Annotated in this window: 17 protein-coding genes; 10 read left to right on the forward strand and 7 right to left on the reverse strand. The window is 60.5% G+C overall.

Translation table 11 applies throughout. The features are described from left to right. The first annotated feature begins 1 nt into the window (after position 1). Positions 2-580, forward strand: a complete 579-nt coding sequence (locus ACCD05_RS07030) for a sugar transferase (RefSeq protein ID WP_111560426.1) — start codon at positions 2-4, stop codon at positions 578-580. Between the two features lie 67 nt (positions 581-647). Here ACCD05_RS07030 and ACCD05_RS07035 read toward each other — a convergent pair whose 3' ends face one another. After that, positions 648-1,967: an O-antigen ligase family protein gene (locus tag ACCD05_RS07035; protein WP_413391917.1), complete on the reverse strand. Its 1,320-nt coding sequence runs from the start codon at positions 1,965-1,967 to the stop codon at positions 648-650. On the opposite strand from ACCD05_RS07035, the gene ACCD05_RS07040 reads away from it, so the two are divergent. Then, positions 1,966-2,259, forward strand: coding sequence for a hypothetical protein (locus ACCD05_RS07040; protein WP_162724577.1), 294 nt, complete (start codon positions 1,966-1,968; stop codon positions 2,257-2,259). The genes ACCD05_RS07035 and ACCD05_RS07040 overlap by 2 nt on opposite strands. On the opposite strand, the gene ACCD05_RS07045 is transcribed toward ACCD05_RS07040, so the two are convergent. Further along, complete coding sequence (locus ACCD05_RS07045; protein ID WP_047503895.1) at positions 2,256-2,456, reverse strand: hypothetical protein; 201 nt, start codon at positions 2,454-2,456, stop codon at positions 2,256-2,258. The two genes, ACCD05_RS07040 and ACCD05_RS07045, sit on opposite strands and share 4 nt — an antisense overlap. Positions 2,457-2,813: 357 nt before the next feature. On the opposite strand from ACCD05_RS07045, the gene ACCD05_RS07050 reads away from it, so the two are divergent. The 3 genes from ACCD05_RS07050 (at position 2,814) to ACCD05_RS07060 (ending at position 4,902) form a co-directional block, all read left to right on the forward strand. After that, positions 2,814-3,257, forward strand: coding sequence for a helix-turn-helix domain-containing protein (locus tag ACCD05_RS07050; RefSeq protein ID WP_112949373.1), 444 nt, complete (start codon positions 2,814-2,816; stop codon positions 3,255-3,257). A 108-nt stretch (positions 3,258-3,365) separates the two neighbouring features. Further along, positions 3,366-4,520 (forward strand): YcaO-like family protein, encoded by a 1,155-nt coding sequence (locus ACCD05_RS07055; protein ID WP_111560424.1) that lies wholly within the window; start codon positions 3,366-3,368, stop codon positions 4,518-4,520. Between the two features lie 124 nt (positions 4,521-4,644). Beyond that, complete coding sequence (locus ACCD05_RS07060; protein WP_052213810.1) at positions 4,645-4,902, forward strand: hypothetical protein; 258 nt, start codon at positions 4,645-4,647, stop codon at positions 4,900-4,902. A 33-nt stretch (positions 4,903-4,935) separates the two neighbouring features. Here ACCD05_RS07060 and ACCD05_RS07065 read toward each other — a convergent pair whose 3' ends face one another. After that, on the reverse strand, positions 4,936-5,403 hold the full coding sequence (locus ACCD05_RS07065) for a GNAT family N-acetyltransferase (protein WP_111560423.1): 468 nt from the start codon (positions 5,401-5,403) through the stop codon (positions 4,936-4,938). 320 nt (positions 5,404-5,723) lie between these two features. Between ACCD05_RS07065 and ACCD05_RS07070 the strand changes: the two genes are divergently transcribed. The 4 genes from ACCD05_RS07070 (at position 5,724) to ACCD05_RS07085 (ending at position 9,773) form a co-directional block, all read left to right on the forward strand. Then, the gene (locus tag ACCD05_RS07070) at positions 5,724-6,422 is read left to right on the forward strand and encodes a glycosyltransferase (RefSeq protein ID WP_111560422.1); all 699 of its coding nucleotides are present in this window, start codon (positions 5,724-5,726) and stop codon (positions 6,420-6,422) included. Positions 6,423-6,500: 78 nt separating this feature from the next. After that, positions 6,501-7,028 (forward strand): acyltransferase, encoded by a 528-nt coding sequence (locus tag ACCD05_RS07075; protein WP_413391918.1) that lies wholly within the window; start codon positions 6,501-6,503, stop codon positions 7,026-7,028. Further along, a complete protein-coding gene (locus ACCD05_RS07080) occupies positions 7,012-7,887 on the forward strand; it encodes a 3-deoxy-manno-octulosonate cytidylyltransferase (RefSeq protein ID WP_413391919.1) in 876 nt (291 codons plus the stop codon). Before ACCD05_RS07075 ends, ACCD05_RS07080 begins: the two co-directional genes overlap by 17 nt. Positions 7,888-8,075: 188 nt before the next feature. Further along, positions 8,076-9,773 (forward strand): FAD-dependent oxidoreductase, encoded by a 1,698-nt coding sequence (locus tag ACCD05_RS07085; RefSeq protein ID WP_413391920.1) that lies wholly within the window; start codon positions 8,076-8,078, stop codon positions 9,771-9,773. Positions 9,774-9,812: 39 nt separating this feature from the next. Here the strand turns inward: ACCD05_RS07085 and ACCD05_RS07090 are convergent, their stop codons facing one another. From ACCD05_RS07090 to ACCD05_RS07100, 3 genes are all read right to left on the reverse strand, one after another. Next, positions 9,813-11,726, reverse strand: coding sequence for a monovalent cation:proton antiporter-2 (CPA2) family protein (locus ACCD05_RS07090; RefSeq protein ID WP_111560419.1), 1,914 nt, complete (start codon positions 11,724-11,726; stop codon positions 9,813-9,815). Beyond that, on the reverse strand, positions 11,719-12,336 hold the full coding sequence (locus tag ACCD05_RS07095) for an NAD(P)H-dependent oxidoreductase (protein WP_111560418.1): 618 nt from the start codon (positions 12,334-12,336) through the stop codon (positions 11,719-11,721). The genes ACCD05_RS07090 and ACCD05_RS07095 overlap by 8 nt, the downstream gene beginning before the upstream one ends. Positions 12,337-12,425: 89 nt before the next feature. Then, positions 12,426-12,731 carry a UBP-type zinc finger domain-containing protein gene (locus ACCD05_RS07100; protein ID WP_111560417.1) on the reverse strand — a complete coding sequence of 102 codons (306 nt, stop codon included), beginning with the start codon at positions 12,729-12,731 and terminating at the stop codon, positions 12,426-12,428. Positions 12,732-13,015: 284 nt separating this feature from the next. On the opposite strand from ACCD05_RS07100, the gene ACCD05_RS07105 reads away from it, so the two are divergent. After that, positions 13,016-13,471, forward strand: coding sequence for a helix-turn-helix domain-containing protein (locus ACCD05_RS07105; RefSeq protein ID WP_413391921.1), 456 nt, complete (start codon positions 13,016-13,018; stop codon positions 13,469-13,471). 227 nt (positions 13,472-13,698) lie between these two features. On the opposite strand, the gene ACCD05_RS07110 is transcribed toward ACCD05_RS07105, so the two are convergent. Continuing rightward, positions 13,699-14,595: a LysR family transcriptional regulator gene (locus ACCD05_RS07110; protein WP_111560416.1), complete on the reverse strand. Its 897-nt coding sequence runs from the start codon at positions 14,593-14,595 to the stop codon at positions 13,699-13,701. Between the last annotated feature and the right edge of the window lie 57 nt (positions 14,596-14,652).

Below are 14,652 nucleotides of genomic sequence, written 5' to 3' on the forward strand. Positions count from 1 at the left end.
TATGACAAGCAAGCTCAACCAGGGGATAAAACGGGCGTTTGATTTTTGCGCGGCGTCGGGTGGCCTCGTCGTTCTGTCTCCCGTTCTGCTTGTGCTGACCATCATGGTCCGGCGCTCATCGCCGGGTGGCGCCTTCTTCCGGCAGCAGCGGGTGGGCCGGGACGAGGTTCCCTTTACGTGCCTGAAGTTCAGGACGATGGCGGCCGGCACACCTGATGTCGGCTCCCATGACGCCGCGGAAAGCTGGATCACGCCCATCGGCAAGACGCTTCGCGCCTATAAGCTCGATGAACTGCCGCAGCTCGTCAACGTGCTGAAAGGTGAGATGAGCCTGGTGGGCCCCCGCCCGTGCCTGCCAAGCCAGCCGGATGTCATCGCTGCCCGTAGAGCCAAGGGCGTGTTTGCCGTCCGCCCTGGTATCACCGGCCTCGCGCAAATCGCCGGCATCGACATGTCGACCCCGGAGAAACTCGCCACGGCCGATGCCGAATACGTTAAGACCGCTACCCTGTGGAACGACATCGCCATGATCCTGGGCTCCGTCATGGGCAAGGGAAAGGGCGATGCAGCCCTGAAGTAAGGGCGGCTTCACGATTGGTGCAGCGGTCTATCAGATAACGCGAGACTAGGCCGCGTTCCCAAAATGCCTATCTGGCCGCAGCTTGCAAATCCGGCACACTCGCCTCAGTTGGCCGCAAGCGAAGATTGCACCAGCAGGCAAAGGCCGATGTCACGAGGGCGAGGCTTTCGCCGATCGCCAACCTGTTGTTTGAATTGCTGAGAAGCGTGAGCGCGAAGAAGAAGATGCCGACAAGATAGGCATGCATCGCCGCGCGCGGAATAACGCCTTGGCGATAGGCCTTGCAGACGAAAACAATGAAACTCGCCAGGATCAGCCCCATGACGAAGGCCCCAAACAGGCCGAACCGGACCAGTATTTCCAGATATCCGTTGTGCAGCAGCGTGTAGGAAACGTGGGCGTAGCGGGTGTGCTGCCAGCGCTCGAGCCATTCGTTGCCCCAGCCGAAGATCGGGGCGGATGAAAAGAGTTCCCAGCCGTTCGACCACAGCTGAAGTCTTTCATCCATTGCGACAGGCGTGTTGCCCGACTGGATAGTCTGCGTGATGGTGTCCGCGCTGTTCGAGCTGCCGACAATGCCGCTGAACATCGAAGCGGTCGCTTTAATCGTCGGGCCCGCTGTCTGATCGAGATTATGACGGACGGCGTATAGACCGACGCCAAGCAGTGCTATCGCGCATGCAATCACCAATCCGCTGCGAGCACGCAACTTGATGTACCGCATGCCTATGACGGCGAGAACCGGTAGCGTCAACGCCATCGCGAGCCAGACGCCCTTGGACTTCGCGCCATAGATGGCGATCACGCATAGAACCAGAATAAGCGGAGAAACCACGTAGGCGAGCCGTGCGAACCGGCGGTCGGCGGCGGGGGTTGTCAGATAGTGAAGAAGCCAGAAGGTCGACATCACGAAGATGAGGCCGCAGGCGACCGCGCCGTGGATTTGATTGTTCATGACGAGCGGGCGAACCGCGACGCCGGTGGCGATCGTACCAATCGTCAGCGCCACTGTGACGCCGAGCATGATCAACGCTACGACAAAAAACGCCGCGACGATCTTCTCCATCTCACGCTCATAGAGTGCGAAGGCGATTCCGAGGATCGGAAAGAACAGCGGAAAGGCGAAGAGCCAGTCGGACCCGCCGATATCGTGATGCTCGGTCGTGATGTAGATGAACGCGAAGCGGAAGAGCACATAGATGGCCCAGCCCATGCAGAGCCAGCCCAGCCAGTTCGTGTGCGGCCGCGACGGCTCTTTCGCGTAATAGACCAGCGCGATGATGGCCAGGATCGCGCACGCGTAGCGATAGGTATCGCTCTCCACGAGCAGCGCCGATGACGCGAGCAGCCACAGAAGACAGCCGAATATTCTGAGGGCAGGGCTCATGGCTGCGCTGGAGGCGCGAAACGAATTGTTCAAGATGTCTACTTCTGCCTGCGCGCGTGTTCCAGCGTCAATGTCGACGGCCGCTCTCATCGAAAACATGACGCGCACCGGCGCTCATTTCGCGCGCGGTGCGTTAGCTTACAAAATGGATATTTACGAAAATAGTGTGGCCGGCAAGACCGCTTCGACCACAGTTCACCGCAAAAGCTTTGTCACGGAGCGAAAGACACGCAAACTTTCGATGCCGGTAGTCGAGGGCTTTGAATGTCTGTGCTCGGCTTCAGTGGCTTAGTGTGTCGCCGTCCGGTTCTGCTTGGAGAGGCTGAGAATATAGTCGTCGGCGATGTCGGCAATTGCCATCGCGATTTCCGCCGGCGAAAACTCCATCTGTTTCTCACCGAAGATCATCTGATGAACGGCTTCTTCGATCTGCTGACGGCAGGCCGACAATCGGTCGGCGTGGCTTATTTCAATGGCAGGTATCTGCATGACGTTTGTCCCCAATGTGCTGCGCCTGAAGCGAAGTTTCGTGCCCTGATTACTTCGGCGCTAACAGTCGCCGAAGCGACATGGCCACACGCATGCCCCGATCTCCGCATCCTACTATAGAGCGTAAGCCTGCCGGTTCGCGTGAAATCGACGTGACACGATTTTAAGTGGTTTTTCGTTAGATGCTCACCCAGCGAGGTAGCTGATCTCAGGGTTTGGCGGACAATGCGGTGCAGGTTTTTGCAACGTTACAAACAGTGAATAAAGATTCTTCGTCATCTCTTTACTTTTAGTTGCATTTTTTCGCGACGGCTTCATTATGCACCAACATTCCTAATATTGCAGGCGAGGGACGCCATGAAGGCGAAATCGACGAACGCGATCGACGGCTATGTCGGGGAACGGGTGAGGCTGCGTCGCAAGATGCTCGGCATGAGCCAGGCCAGCCTTGCGGAAGCATTGGGCATCACGTTTCAACAGATTCAGAAATACGAAAAGGGCATAAACCGCATCGGCGCCAGCCGACTTTTGCGAATGGCGGAGATATTCGGCGTCACCGTCGGCTATTTCTTCGAGAATGGTGCGACAAGCACTGGTGAAGACGGCGCCCGGCCGGAGACGGACGCTGTCGCCGCATTCATGGCCTCGAAGGAGGGGCTGGCGCTTGGCAAGGCTTTCATCGCCATTGAAGACCCGAATGTCCGCCAAAAATTGCTTGCTTTGACGCGCAGCCTTGGCTCTTCCGGCATCGTCATAAATGATCGCGACAGCGCGGATCAGGCGGAGCTCGAAGGCAATTAGCGCATGGCGCCATTCACCTGCCAACTCGACACGTTGTTGGCTCGTTCCTTCCGTGGGTGACCAGCGCTGACCGCAATTATCGAGCCATCAGGATACTCGGATCGGATCATGCCGCCGTGCGAGACGCTGTCTCGCGTCACGCCGTTTCTGGCCCAGTTCGGCGTAACGCGCGTGGCCCGTCACACGGGCCTTGATCATATCGGCATACCCGTATGGTGCGCCTATGCCCCGAACGCGCCATCGGCCGTCGTGGCGCAAGGAAAGGGATTATCCGACGACGACGCCAAGGTCTCTGCAATCATGGAGGCGCTTGAGCGGGCCGTTGCCAGCCGACCGACGGTGTCGACGCTTCGGGCTACCGTCCGAGAGTTGCAGGCGCAAGGACATCAATTGACGACGCTAGCCTGTCTAACCGGATTGAATAAAGCCGATATCGGTCCGGACGAACATGTGGACTGGGTGATCGGGCGCGAATTGATGTCGGGCGCGCCCATACATCTGCCATTCGAGGCTGTCGTCTTGAACCGCACGCTACAGTCGCGCTTCTGGATGTCGTCCGATGGCCTGGCGTCTGGAAACACCCTCGACGAAGCCGTGTTGCACGGCATACTCGAACGCATCGAGCGGGACGCCTATGTGCTTTGGCAAGTAGGAGACGAGCGCTTCAGGCGCTCCCGATGCGTGGACCCTGCATTGTACGGAGACGATGTTCTCAATCGGTTGGTGGAGCAGATAAGCGCCGCCGGACTCATGCTGAAACTGTTCGATATAACCAGTGACGTCGCCATTCCCTGTTTTACCGCGTTGCTTGGGCCGCAGGGAGTTCTGTCGGACACGACCGTCCGGTTTGCCGAGGTGACAGGTGGGAGCGGCGCGCATCCGTCGCCTGTCCGCGCAGCCATTCGCGCGATAACCGAAGCCGTGCAATCGCGGCTGACATTTATCAGCGGCGCGCGCGACGATATCGCGCCGAACGCCTTTCAAGCGCAGCTGCCCGCGCAGCTACGTGACAGCTTCCTCAGCGAACCCATTGCGTCCGCAGCACTTACCTATACCGGTGGCCGATCGCTTCAGCAGTATCTGGGCCATGTGCTGGGCAGACTGCGCGCCGCAGGCATCGTCACGGTCGCCTCGGTTGAATTAAGCGGTCCGGATCTCCCCTTCAGTGTGGTCAAGGTGCTGATACCAGAGCTGGAAAATCCGGATGGCAAACGGGCGCGGCGGTTCGGAAGTCGCGCGCTTTCAAGAGCTTTCGTGCTTTAGAGAAACTATCCTGGTAGCTGCAAGCGGCCGATGCGCGATACCACCCTCAAGTTGTTTCACACTTTATTCACGGGCGCCGTCTGCGTCGCGGGCCTATGTTGCTTCGTGTTGGCGGAGAAGAGACATGAGTGCAATGCCCAAAGACCATGGGGATGATCACGGCGACAACGCAAGATCTCCAGAAGATATCAAGGAACTCGCGGCGCTCGCGCGCTTGATCGGCTACGCGCGCGCCGCGGCGGAGGATGTCGAGCTTGTCGGTGCTGTTCATTGGCTCGAGCTCGCTATCCAGGCGGTAAACCGGGAGATTCTCGCTTCGCCGAACATGGAGCTCGTTGCGCCCTACCTCGGGACAACGACGGACAGCCGCAGCACGCACTGACATTTGTGAGCCGGCGCGATCGGCGATCTTGAGCTACGTGTTTTGCAAGACAGTCGCGCCGAGCATTTTTGAGTAGACACATAAAGCGTTGGATCGGCTGTAGCCGTTCGTCTTGTAATAGTCGGCGACACCGCCAATCTGGCGCGAAACCAACCACACTTGCGGATAGCCTAGTTGAATCGCCATGTGCTCGACATGAGAGAGCAGGGCGGTTCCGAAGCCCATTCTTTGGTAGGATGGCGAGATGGCAATCTCTGCGACATACAGGCCGGTGCCGATTGCTGACGTATGCGGCGATGCAAATACGAAACCGACGAGTTGGCCCTGATAAAAAGCCCCAAGCGTGATCGCATCCAATGCCGAAGACAGCTCGACCAGCCGCCTCCTGGCATTCTCCATTGTCCAAGCCTCCTCCCAAGGGGGCTCGGCATAGGCTTGAACCAGAATGTCCGCGCCACCTAGCGCATCTGTCTGATCAATTCGTCTTACGCTGAACGTCATACCGAACCCGCTGCTGACCGATGCTCTCTTTTCGTCAACCAGTCCAATAAAACATAAGCATGCCTGCAGATGTTGTGACTTCGACGTGACACAGCTTATGGGTGAATGCGAGGCGCACTACGTACATCCCCGAATGCAACTGGGGTGAACGCAGGGTATGATCGCTTCGCATAAGCGGTGGCGCACGACAGAGCCCATGCGATGGAGCCTCATTGACGACCGGTATCATGCGGCAAGATCGGGCTCAGATGTTGACTTTAGCAGTCAGCATTCCAGATGCTTATCTTTGATTGTTTCGCGCTGACGTTTGGAGGAAATGCATGGCGGATTTGACAGTTTATATTGGATGGGATTCTCGCGAGGATATTGCCTACCAGGTTGCCAAGGCCACCCTGCTCAAGAACGCATCCATTGATGTCGAGGTTCACCCCATCAAGCTGCAAGAGCTGGTCGATCGCGGTGTTTACACCCGTGAAGTCGATCCTCTGGCTTCGACCGAGTTTACCTATTCCCGCTTCTTCACGCCGTGGCTTGCCGACTACAAGGGTTGGGCACTGTTTTGCGACTGCGACTTCCTGTTCTTCGGCGATGTCGCGGAGCTGCTGCGCTACAAGGACGACAGCAAGGCGGTCGCCTGCGTTCATCACGACTATACGCCCAAGGAGGGCGTGAAGATGGATGGCAAGGTGCAGACCAACTACCCCCGCAAGAACTGGTCCTCCTTCATGCTGTTCAATTGCGAGCACCCTTCCACCCGCCAGCTGACACCCGAGCTCGTCAATTCACAGACCGGCGCCTATCTTCACCGTCTTCAGTGGGCCAAGGACAGCGAGATCGGTGAGATTCCGGAGGAATGGAACTGGCTGGAGGGGTGGAGCACCAAGCCGACCCAAGGCCTTCCGAAAGCCGTGCACTACACCAACGGCGGCCCATGGTTCCACAATTGGCAGGACGTCGAATACGCGGATGTCTGGCTTGAGCAGGCACGCGCGCTCGATCCCCATTTCGCGCCCGTGTGACCCGTGAACCTTGGCTTTCTGGTCCGCCTCCGCGCCGCCTTGTCTGGCGGAGCGCTGCGGATTGGGACGAGGCCGAACATGCGGTATCTGCCAAAACTGCGCTATCGGCACGGCAAGATCGAAATCGGTGACCGGCTCTTCACCCGATGTGGCGTCGTCCTCGATGCGCAAAGCGGCATGATCGAGATCGGCGACGATGTCTCGATCAACGATTACTCGATCCTGCTGGGACATGGCGGTGTGAGCATCAGCGACAATACCAGGATCGCGGCACACGTCGTGATCGTCTCGTTCGAGCACAGCTATGAGGACGCAACGGTCCTCATCAAGGATCAGCCGATCAAAAAGGGCAGGGTGGAGATCGGCAGGGATGTCTGGATCGGCGCGGGCGCCAAGGTGCTTGCTGGCAGCAACATCGCCGACGGCTGCGTCATCGGCGCGAACAGCGTCATCAAGGGGGCGACCGAGCCATTCGGCGTCTATGTGGGCTCGCCCGCGCGCCTGGTTAAAAGGCGCGCCTTGCCCGTGACGAGAGGGCCCGAGACGAGAGGGCCCGACACGACAGGCCCGACACGACAGGGAGAAAACAATGATCGACAGAGATGAGGATGCCCGCTTCAAGGCCAACCCCGCTGCCGCTGCCGCGGAGGAGTGGAAATCCCTGCTGGCGGAGTATAGCGATGTCGTTCTGGTCGCGAACAGCGACGAGGTGAACATCGAAGACCTCAAGGCGCGCTTTCCCGACACGACGCTCTTCATCTTCTTCAACAAGGTCTTCAAGGTTCTGAGCGAGCCTTTCACCCGCGATTCCATGCTCTTCTCGAGAAGCGGATCGCTGGGCGCCAATCTCGTGAAGAGTGGCAAGGTCGATAAGGTGCTACCCTATTTCGACGCGCGCACCTTCCACGGTGTCGTTAACATCAAGGCCGGGCCCGACGAGCAGCTGAGCCCGGCGTCGGATTTCGGCGACGTTCATGTCAGGCACCTCGATCTGACGGATGTCTTCACGCCGTTCTATCCCCGCTCGAGCGTGCCGACGACGGGGTTCGCGCTTTGCTTCTGGCTGACGACGCTTAACCTTGGAACCAGGATAACGCTCGCCGGCTTCTCGTCGAAGCGCAGCGAGCGCTACAAGGTGCTGGATGTTCATGACTGGACGTTCGAACAGGTGCTGCTGCGGCTGATGTTCCGCAAGGGGAAGATCAACATTGTCGGGCGCGAGGCGTCCAACCCCTATGCGGATCTCTGCGCGCACTTTCCGGAGTACGGACCCGCCGAAGTCGCGCTCACCGCCAATGAGATTATCAACGAACGGCTCGGCAACCTGAGTTCGATCGTCGATCGCCTGATGGACGTCACCCGCTTTCTGCGCTTCCTGGATCGGACCTGGAAGAGCTTGAAACCAAAGTCACGCAAGCAGCGTCGATGGGAATCGATGGAGCCCAAGGGCGACGACAAGGGCTGATCGATCAAGACCTGCGTCGGCAGCGCCAGCGATGGCACATTGTGCCCCAATCCTTGCAAACACGATCCATTCGTACAATCCTGCGGCGGCAATCGCTTTATGCTGCGTGGCGGCGGCAGACCACCCACCGCCTGAATGGAAGCCGCGGCATCCCGGAAACAGGATGTCCATCGCGACGGAGACGGATGATGATTGCGACGCCCATCGACCCGACTGATCCATGGCTGCGCCAGGCGCAGACATTTCCGGTGCTTTCCGTCGAGATGATTGAGCGCGCGAAGACCTATGGTCGCGAAGAGGTGATGGCGGAGGACACTTTCGTCTTCGAACGCGGCCAGCGCGGGATCGATTTCTTCCTGGTGCTGGAAGGAGAGATTGAACTTTTCATCGATGATGTCAGACGCGGTCGCCGCCTGGTCTTCACCTATCATCCCGGCCAGTTCTCCGGCGAGCAGAACATCTTCACAAAACGACCCATGCTCCTGTCGGGCCTAGCTAAATCCGGCTCCCGCCTGCTGCGGATTACCAATCGCGATTTCCATGCCTTCATCACCGGTGAGCCCGATATCGGTGAAACCATCATCCGCGCCTATATCCTGCGCCGCGCCGGCTTCGTGCGTCATTCCGAGGGTGGCGTCCTGTTGATCGGAGACCGGCACCATGCCGACGTTCTCCGCATCCAGCGCTTCCTGACGCGCAACCTCTATCCGGTTGCCGTCGTCGATCCCGCGACCGAGCCAACGGCCATGCCGCTGATGCAAAGCCTGGCGGTGACAGTGTATGCGCTTCCTGTCGTGGTGACGCCCGACAGGAAAGTCTGGCCGCGTCCTTCCAACGCCGCACTTGCGGATCTGCTTGGGATCAACGAGCCGCCGGAGAGAGACACGGTCTACGACGTCGCCGTCGTCGGTGCCGGGCCGGCCGGTCTGGCGGCCTCGGTCTATGGCGCATCCGAGGGTCTCAGCACCATCGTCCTTGAAACGCTCGCCCCGGGCGGGCAGGCCGGAACCTCGTCCAAGATCGAGAACTACCTCGGCTTTCCCACCGGAATCTCCGGCCAGGCGCTCGCCGGTCGCGCGCATATCCAGGCGCAGAAATTCGGCGCCAGGATTTCGGTCTCGCATGAGGTCATGAAGCTCGATTGCTCCTCGCACCCCTATCGCCTCTTTCTCGACGATGAGACGTCGCTGCGTGCGCGCTCGATCGTGATCGCGACGGGTGCGCGTTATCGCAAGCTCGATGTGCTGAACTACGACAAGTTCGAAGGTCAGGGCATCCACTACGCGGCGACGGCCATGGAGGCGCAAGTCTGCGCGGATGAAAACATCGTCGTGGTTGGCGGCGGTAATTCCGCGGGCCAGGCGGCCGTCTTCCTGTCACGAACGGTCAAGCACGTGCATATGCTGATGCGCAGCGGCATCGCCTCGACGATGTCCGACTATCTGGTTCAGCGCATCGAACGGTCGCCGCGCATCAGCCTCTACCAGCAGGCCGAGATCACCGCACTCCATGGCGACAAGACGCTGGATGGCGTGACCTGGATCGATCACCGGACCGGCGAGAGCCATGAACTTGATGTTACCAGCATCTTCGTCATGATCGGCGCGTCGCCGAACACCGGCTGGCTCGATGGCTGCCTCGATCTTGACCAGCACGGCTTCGTCAAGACCGGCATGACCGCCGTGGGCGACACCCCGCCTTCGCCCTATGCGACCTCGAAGGACGGCATCTTCGCGGTCGGCGATGTGCGCGCCGGTTCGGTCAAACGCGTTGCTTCCGCTGTCGGCGAAGGTTCGGTGGTGATCGCCGCGATCCACCAGTTCCTTGAACGTCAGCGCCATGCCGAACATGACGAACCGGAACTCAACGCCACCACCGCGCGATGAGTATGGCGAGGTCGGCTCAAGCGCTGGCTCGCTGATCGCTCAATCGATGTTCTTTTCCAACTGTTGCGCCGCGATATCGGGCGGCGTCCAGCCGCGTTCGGCCTTTTCGCCCAGTGCGCTCCGGTCGCCCATCATCGCCTGCTCAAGCAGGTCGGCGATTTCCTTTGCCTTGGCGATATATTCCTTGTTGTCGAACATCTCGACCTCTTCTCGCCACAGAGGCGCGAGTTGACGAAGGCCTCGGACATCCTGGCGGACGAACACGGCTTTGCTCTTTTCGACATCATAAGGATGCATGCCGAGCCCCTTCAGCGCGTAGCCGGCGGCACGCACGGAGCTGTCGAACACCTCGCGGACGATATCGTGCGCGCCGGCCTCATAGAGCCGGTAGACGGTGGTGCGGTCGAACGCGCGGGCGATGATATGGATATGCGGGTTCTCCCGGCGCGCATGTTTGACGATCTCGATCGCCCGCTCCGGATCGTCGATCGCGACGACTAGGACCTTGGCCTCATGAAGCCCCGCCGAATGCAGCAAATCCGGCCGGCTGGCATCGCCGAAGAAGGAGCGGACACCGAACTTGCGCAGGCCGTCGATGACATCGGCCTGGTGGTCGAGCACGATGGTCTTGTAGCCATTGGCGAGAAGCATGCGGTTGACGATCTGCCCGAAACGGCCGAGACCGGCGATGATGACGGAGCCCGGCTCGGGGATCTCGTCAGCGTCTTCCTCCTGCCGACGGTCGAAGCGCGGTACGATCAGCCTTTCGAAGATGATGAAGAGCGCAGGCGTGAACAGCATCGAGACCGCGACGACGAGCAGCAGGATCGCCGCCAGATCAGGCGGCAGCACGGCGCTTTGCACGGTAAACGAGATTAGCACGAAGCCGAACTCGCCGGCCTGCGCCAGCCCCAGCGCGAAAAGCCAGCGGTCGGTGCCGCGCAGCTTGAAGACGAAGGCGAGCGCCATCAGCACGATCGCCTTCAGCACCATCACGCCAAGCGTGATCCCGAGCACGGCCCAGACCTGCGCGTGGAGCAGCGAGAAATCGATGCTGGCGCCGACGGTGATGAAAAACAGCCCGAGCAGCAGTCCCTTGAACGGCTCGATATCGCTCTCGAGCTCGTGCCGGAATTCGCTGTTGGCGAGCACGACGCCGGCTAGGAACGTGCCGAGCGCCGGCGACAGGCCGACCACGGTCATCAGCAGCGCTATGCCGATGATCAGGAGCAGGGCAGCAGCGGTGAAAATCTCGCGCAGCTTAGAGCGGGCGATGAGCCGGAAGATCGGACGCGACAGATAGTGGCCAGCGGCAATCACGAACGCGACGGCCACGATCGTCACCAGCGTCACCTGCCAGCCCGGCAATCCCTCGACGAGGCTGAACGAGTGGTGGCCGCCACTCTCGGCATTGCTGCCGAGCGGATGGCGGGCAAGCTCCGGCAGCGCCAGCAGTGGGATGAAGGCCAGCATGGGAATGACGGCGATATCCTGGAACAGCAGCACCGAGAAGCTCGCCTGGCCGCCGGACGAACGCAGCAGCCCCTTTTCGCCCAGCGTCTGCAGGACGATCGCGGTCGATGACAGCGAAAAGATGAAGCCGATCGTCAGCGCGACGCTCCAGACCTGGCCGAGAAGCATGGCGCAGCCCATCACCACCAGCGAGGTGACGATCACCTGCAACCCGCCAAGCCCGAACAGCTTCGCGCGCATCTCCCACAGCGCGCGCGGCTGTAGTTCGAGCCCGACGAGAAACAGCATCATCACCACGCCGAACTCGGCAAAGTGCTGCAGATCCTGCGTCTCGTTACCAACAAGATGCAGGGCCGGGCCGATGACGATGCCGGCGATGAGATAGCCGAGCACGGAGCCGAGCCCCAGCCGCTTGGCGATCAGCACGGAGATGACGGCGGCGAGCAGATAGATGAAGGCCTGGAAGATGAAGCTATTCATGGGGCGTGCTCTTACGAAGCGGAAGCGTCTCTGCGCTCAGCAGTTCCATGCCGGCGGCGGCGTCGATATCGAAGGCTTCGTCGCGCAGAGCCTCCAGCAGCCGGCGGTACCCTTCCAGATGCGGTTCCGCCCGGCCGTCGCCACGTGCATCGTGCGCGGCAAACAGCGCGTACGGCGCGACAAAGCGCATCCGGCATAGATTTGCCGTCTGCTCCAGCGGCGAAAGCAGTGCCCGCAGGCGGAAATGGTTGCTGCCCTGTTCGGTATAGGCGTGGTCGGGGCCGCCGGCTGTGATGACAGGCAGGAAGAGCTTGCCCGCCAGCTTGTCGCCGGTGTGGCCATAGGCGAAGCCATATTCCAGCACCAGGTCCTGCCACTCCTTCAGGATCGATGGTGTCGAATACCAGTAGATCGGGAACTGGAAGATGATGACGTCGTGCTTCAGCAGCCGGGCCTGCTCGACGTCGATGTCGATGTCGAGCTTCGGATACTCGGCGTAAAGATCGACGAAGGTCACGCCTTCGATGCCGCCGGCGATCTTGGCCATAAGAATGTTGACGCGGGAATGGCGCTGTCCGGGGTGGGCGAAGAGCACGAGCACCTTGGCCATGTATGGGTTCCCATCCGAGTTCAAAATGCGTGAGATCCAGGGCCGGATCGGTCTGACGTGCGCGGGATCCGCACGGCCTTGGCAAGAACCTAGTAGAAGCGCGGGATCGGCCCTACCTGTTCGGTTTGATCCGGCAAGTCAACCATGATTTCATCCACATAGCACCATCCCCATCCCTCCGGCGGATCATAGCCTTCCATGACGGGATGTCCGGTTTCATGGAAATGGCCGGTGGCGTGCCGGCCGATCGACTGGTCGCAGCAGCCGACATGGCCGCATTCCCGGCACAGCCGCAGATGCACCCAGGCCTGACCGATCGCCAGGCACTCTTCACAACCGCGCGTCCTCGGGCGGACATCGCGGACCAGGCGAACATGCTTGCAAGTATGCGACATGGTTCTTCCTCTCGTTAGCTGAATTTATGCGGACGACTTCGGCTGTTGGCAATCGCTTCCTGCGAGCCCGCGATCAGGGGCTTCTCGCGCCTGGCGCAGGGGATTCGCAGCTTACTCACGAGCTTATGCAGTCGTTCAGCGCGCGGACAACTATACCCAGGTATGCCCCCACAAGACCCAGGTCTATGTAAACTTGATCATAGTAGGATTCCGCCGGCACGGTTCCGTCACCAGAATGAACCCACAAAATTTCCATTTCAACGGTTTCAGGACGGAGATTGACGATGCAGGCGACCGCGATGATTGCGATTGAACACCACGAGCCGAACATCGGCACCCTCGGCGTCATTCAGCAAGCCTCCGCCGAAGTATCGCGGCTCCTCGCCCGCGCCATCCATTGCGTCGATCAGGACGAGGCGATCGCCATTGATCTCGTCAAACGCGCCTCGATGTTGCTGAAGCCATCGCCTGCCGTCTCGGCCAATGCGGTACCGCGCGAAAGGGCGGCGTCGGACGGGTTGGCGCCGTGGCAGGTGGCGCGGGTCAAGCGGTACGTCGAAGATAACATGTCGCGGACCGTTGCGATCGACGAACTGGCGGAACTGGCACGGCTCAGCACCAGCTACTTCTCGGCCGCCTTCAAGACGAGCTTCAGTCTCTCGCCGCACAGCTACGTCATCGCCCAGCGCGTCGAGCGCGCCAAGCAGCTGATGCTTTCCACCGATGCGCCCCTATGTTAGATCGCGCTCGATTGCGGCCTTGCCGATCAGGCCCACCTCTCGCGGATTTTCGGCACGACGCCCAGCGCCTGGCGCCGCTTCCGCCTTCGCCCTGCCGCCAAGCGCGGAGCAGCGGAATACGAGGTCGCGCTGCCTGCCCGATTGCGGCTCTCGAAACACGAGCCGGACGTTGATCAATGATGCTCTCGAGACCAGCGCCACATATACCGGGAACTCGGGCCGCTGGATCAGACGGCCTGTTCGGCGAGCGCCGAGCGGATTGCGGAGATGAAAACCCGCACCTTTGGAAGGATCAGCCGGGTCGTCGGGTAAACCGCCCAAATTGCGTTGGTCTCCGGTATGGCGTCCTCAAGCGTGATGCGAACCAGGCGGCCGGCGCGGATGTCGTCTTCCACATTCCAGTCGGAAAGCAACGTGATGCCGCCGCCGGCAAGACAGGCGGCGTGACAACCGGAGATGCTGCTCGACGAGAAGCGTGCATTCAACCGCACATGCGCCTCCTCAACGCCTTGCGCGCCCCCGCGCATGAATGTCCAGTGCGTGACGCCGGTCATCGGAAGGCAATCGTGCTCAAGCAGAGCATGCGTATTCACCGGTGCGCCGTGCCGTTCAAGATAAGCGGGTGCGGCGACCAGCGAGCGCGTGTTGTCGGCGAGCTTCTGGGCGATCAGGCTGCTGTCCTTCAGTCGCGCGATCCGGATTGCGAGATCCGTGCCCGAGGCAACGAGGTCAGGCAAGCCGTCATTCATGTCGACGGAAATCCTGAGATCCGGATTGTCGTCCAGCAGCTTCGGCACCAGCGGCATGACGAGTTTCAGGCCGAAGGCGATGGGGACTGAGACGCGCAGCAATCCCGCCGCGCCCTTGCCATCAGTTCGCAATCGGGCCTTGGCCTCATCCTCGTTTTCCACCAGCGCCTGGGCGAACGGCAGGAAGGTCTCGCCCTCGGGCGTGAGCGAAAGGGAACGCGTGGTGCGGTGCATCAGCCGCACGTCCAGCATCGCCTCAAGCGAAGCGAGACGGCGGGTCGCCACCATCGGCGCGATCCCGAGGCGCCGTGCTGCTTCCGAGAGACTGCCCGCGGCTGACGCAACGACGAAAACCCTGACGTCCTCGGTATTCATTATATCGCCTTTCGATATTCAGACTGAACATTTTCGACCAGTACCGCGAGATACGAG

This window comes from Rhizobium sp. Rhizsp42, from assembly GCF_047304155.1.
Classification (GTDB): domain Bacteria; phylum Pseudomonadota; class Alphaproteobacteria; order Rhizobiales; family Rhizobiaceae; genus Rhizobium.